This is a genomic window from Candidatus Obscuribacterales bacterium (assembly GCA_036703605.1).
Taxonomy (GTDB): Bacteria; Cyanobacteriota; Cyanobacteriia; order RECH01; family RECH01; genus RECH01.
The window spans coordinates 1-3,212 of record DATNRH010000647.1 but is presented as its reverse complement, the minus strand read 5'-3'; the positions used below and the strand labels follow the sequence as shown (position 1 = coordinate 3,212).

The 3,212-nt window shown below is 50.3% G+C and carries 5 protein-coding genes; 3 read left to right on the top strand and 2 right to left on the bottom strand.

The window, feature by feature from the left end; translation table 11 throughout:
- Positions 1-191 (bottom strand): hypothetical protein (locus V6D20_13545; GenBank protein HEY9816804.1); only part of this gene is annotated, 191 nt, incomplete at its 3' end.
- Positions 192-378: 187 nt separating this feature from the next.
- Here V6D20_13545 and acpS point away from each other — a divergent pair.
- The 3 genes from acpS (at position 379) to V6D20_13530 (ending at position 2,166) form a co-directional block, all read left to right on the top strand.
- Positions 379-834, top strand: a complete 456-nt coding sequence (gene acpS / locus V6D20_13540) for a holo-ACP synthase (protein HEY9816803.1) — start codon at positions 379-381, stop codon at positions 832-834.
- A 371-nt stretch (positions 835-1,205) separates the two neighbouring features.
- Positions 1,206-1,475, top strand: coding sequence for a PipX family protein (locus tag V6D20_13535; protein HEY9816802.1), 270 nt, complete (start codon positions 1,206-1,208; stop codon positions 1,473-1,475).
- 7 nt (positions 1,476-1,482) lie between these two features.
- Entirely contained in the window at positions 1,483-2,166 is a 684-nt protein-coding gene (locus tag V6D20_13530) for a YggS family pyridoxal phosphate-dependent enzyme (GenBank protein HEY9816801.1), read from the top strand.
- Positions 2,167-2,982: 816 nt separating this feature from the next.
- Here the strand turns inward: V6D20_13530 and V6D20_13525 are convergent.
- A partial coding sequence (locus V6D20_13525; GenBank protein ID HEY9816800.1) for a hypothetical protein occupies positions 2,983-3,212 on the bottom strand: 230 nt, incomplete at its 5' end.

Sequence of the window (3,212 nt, the reverse complement as noted above, 5' to 3'; positions counted from 1 at the left end):
TGGTATTGATGAATTTGTCCTTGGAAGTCTCGGTAGCCAAACACTTTGCTCAACTGTCCTGCTCCGATCGCCTTGGCCACAACAGGGTTATCGAGCCGTTTCTCCGACGACAGTAGGAGCCGCTCTCCTTTCCAGTGCGCTCGTAGCTCTTGATCGAGAATCTCGATGAGGTCTTGAGTGGTGTAAGGCATGAACGCAAGCGTACAGCAACAACAATGGGACGATAGCGGGACAATACCTGAACAGGAGTTAATAACCAAGACACTGGAGCCAAGGCGATCGCCCCCCTGAGCCTATTCTACGAGGGTCATCTGGAGAGTGGAATTCCTGGGCCATTTTCCCGTACAGTGATGATACTGGCAGGTCAAAAGGTTCCACTTGCACATTCGGATTGGCACTGATATCGTTCTCATCCCTCGCGTCAGATCATTGTTTGAGCGCTTCGGCGATCGCTTTCTTCAACGCGTGTATACCATCGCCGAACAAGAGGAATTTCATCGTCGCTGTGCTGATCGGCGTTCTCCGGAGAATGCCATCGGCTTTTTGGCGGGGCGGTGGGCCGCCAAGGAAGCGGTTGTGAAGGCTCTTGGTACCGGATGGCGTGGAGTTCGATACACTGACATTAGCATTGGTCATCAGCCCAGCGGAGCACCTGCTGTGATGCTGACGCCAACCCCCCAAACCCAACCTTGGCTTCAAGGCAGTTGGCAGCTTAGCCTCAGCCACGATGGCGACTATGCGATCGCCACAGCTCTTTGGAGCGGAGATCTGCCCCAAGAGCCCCTCCATGCCCCCCTAGAGTCTACCCACCCATGCCCCCAGGAAGGTGTTTAGGTATAGAATCATCACCCATCTAGGGTTTGATCTTGGAGGGTGAGACTGCTGATCAGGATCTTGATGAGCGATCGTGATCCCGCTAGATTCCAGACGACTGTACTATAGCTCTAAGCTCATCATGCGATCGCTTCCCCTAGAGTCTACCGAACGATCTCCCCATAGTGCTGTCTTCGATCCTTGACTAGGTCGAGATACTCTGACTCAACTAATTGATCGATTGATCACCCTAGCGTTCATCTATCCTCGGTCTAGCCCCTGTCTCTACCGTGCCCATTCATCCCACCGCGGTCATTGCTGATCGTGTCTTCAGCCTCTATCTCCACCGTCGTGATTCATGGCGACCCAATTGCTAGTCAACTTAAACTTGAATGAGCACTGAAACCTATCTCAATCATCCAACCTTTGGACTGCTGTTTAGAGTGTGCCTAGTTGACAGCAGCCAAGAGCTCTTTGCTACGCTATACGCCCAGCGCCTGTTTTTCGTGGTCAAAACGGCAGCCGGCGGATTGCAGTTTGATCCTATCGGGCGTAGCGATGCCCGTATTCTGGTTGAAAATCGCCTGCGCAGCCTTCGACGGGAAGGAGCCTTGAAAGACTATCAACTGCTCCAAAAAATTCATAAGCAGACCTTTCAATAGTGAATCTATGACTCGGTTGTCCTTGAGCGGCTCTCTCCCCGATCGCATAGCCCAGCTTCGCCAAACCCTTCCCCCCCATGTGCGTCTCGTGGCTGTGACCAAGCAAAAGCCGGTCGAGATGATTCGCGCGGCCTATGCGGCTGGGGTGCGAGACTTTGGGGAAAACCGGGTACAAGAAGCTGAGGAAAAACAGGCCCAGCTTGCTGATCTACCGGACATCACCTGGCATTTACTAGGGCATTTACAAGCCAATAAGGCGCTCAAGGCGCTGGAGCACTTTCACTGGATCCATTCCCTGGATAGCCTTAAGTTGGCGACCCGCTTGAATCGCTTGGCCGAAGAGCGATCGCTCCGTCCTACGGTGCTACTGCAGGTGAAATTTCGTCCGGATCCTAACAAGTATGGCTGGGATCCTTTAGAACTCCAGACCGACCTTCCGGCTCTAAATCAACTGTCTCACTTGGCGATCGCTGGCATGATGACTATTCCGCCCTTGGGGCTCTCTGAGGCAGAAACATTAACCGTGTTTCAAGACGCCCAGAAGTTTTTTCAAACGGTGCAGCAGGCGGGGTATGGCAACCTTGCCTTCCACCATCTTTCTATGGGCATGTCTGACGACTATCCCCTAGCTATTCAAGCTGGAAGCACGGTCATTCGCCTCGGCCGCGTTTTGTTTGGCGATCGCCCTTAAGCCTAAGGATCGGCATTCGGGGTACTTGAGGGAGATGGAGCGCGATCGCCCAAATCCTAAAGATATCTATCGATAGCGTTAAAAGCTGGACAAAACTGAAATCGCCCCCTAGACTTGGCGTAATGGCTAGGTATCGATCCAGTCCAAGCGTTTTTCTAGTTCCTTAGAGAGACGCAAACGATAGGCGCAAGCGATAGAGTCCAGGTTAGTTTGTCTCATACCTGTATCTTGTTCTGAATCCATGAAATACCTATGAAACTTGGTATTGGCGGGTATCTAGATCGTTGGATAGGGGAAAGCGATCGCTTTTCTGGAATATAGGGTCTATCCCTACTGCCCAATGACGCATAAATCGTTTAGGATTAGGACGCGAAACACCACTAGGAAATCCATTGGACTATCACCTCAAAGCCTTGAATCGTGATTTGTCCGGATCCATGGCTAGGGTTTTCCAAAGGCGATTAGACCCTGTGACTGCCATCGGCTTGATGAATGTCAGTGGCAGTAGATCAAGTCAAAGATGTATTAGGCACTTTTGGGAACATCCCTAACTATGCTAGTTTTCTCGTTGTGATGGAATAAACGTTGTTGATTAGAAAATTTTCAACTTCTTTTAATCAATCCACGTTAAAGATAGTTACTGCCTAACTTTCTGGCCTCAGTCCCAAGGGGCGATCGCTCAATTAGATGCCTCATAAACCATGAGTTTCACGCCCTAAAGCATTGGGGTTAAATCCAGGGCAATGGTCTCAAAAGCCGCCTCCATTCAGTGCCCAAGGCTTGAAGTTTTAAACTTGTCGTTTTACGGTTTTGCCTTTACAAAAGTAATGTATACTGATGACGCAAATCCAAGAGGCGATGGGCAGGGTGCTCTGGCTGGCAGGGATGAGTTCCATATAAACCATTTATAAAGCTCTGATCCCAGTTTCTTTCGCAGAAGCGTCTCTCACGTTCAATCAATAGCTTTCGCAAGTAAAGGTATGGGTTGAAGTAGGGCTGGGCATAAGTTTTCTTAGTTGATCTTAGATTGCGATGGAGCGTAAACA

Bases quoted from the DNA above. Each gene is read 5' to 3' on its own strand.
- V6D20_13530 (HEY9816801.1), top strand. From the start codon at position 1,483: ATGACTCGGTTGTCCTTGAGCGGCTCTCTCCCCGATCGCATAGCCCAG.
- V6D20_13535 (HEY9816802.1), top strand. From the start codon at position 1,206: ATGAGCACTGAAACCTATCTCAATCATCCAACCTTTGGACTGCTGTTT.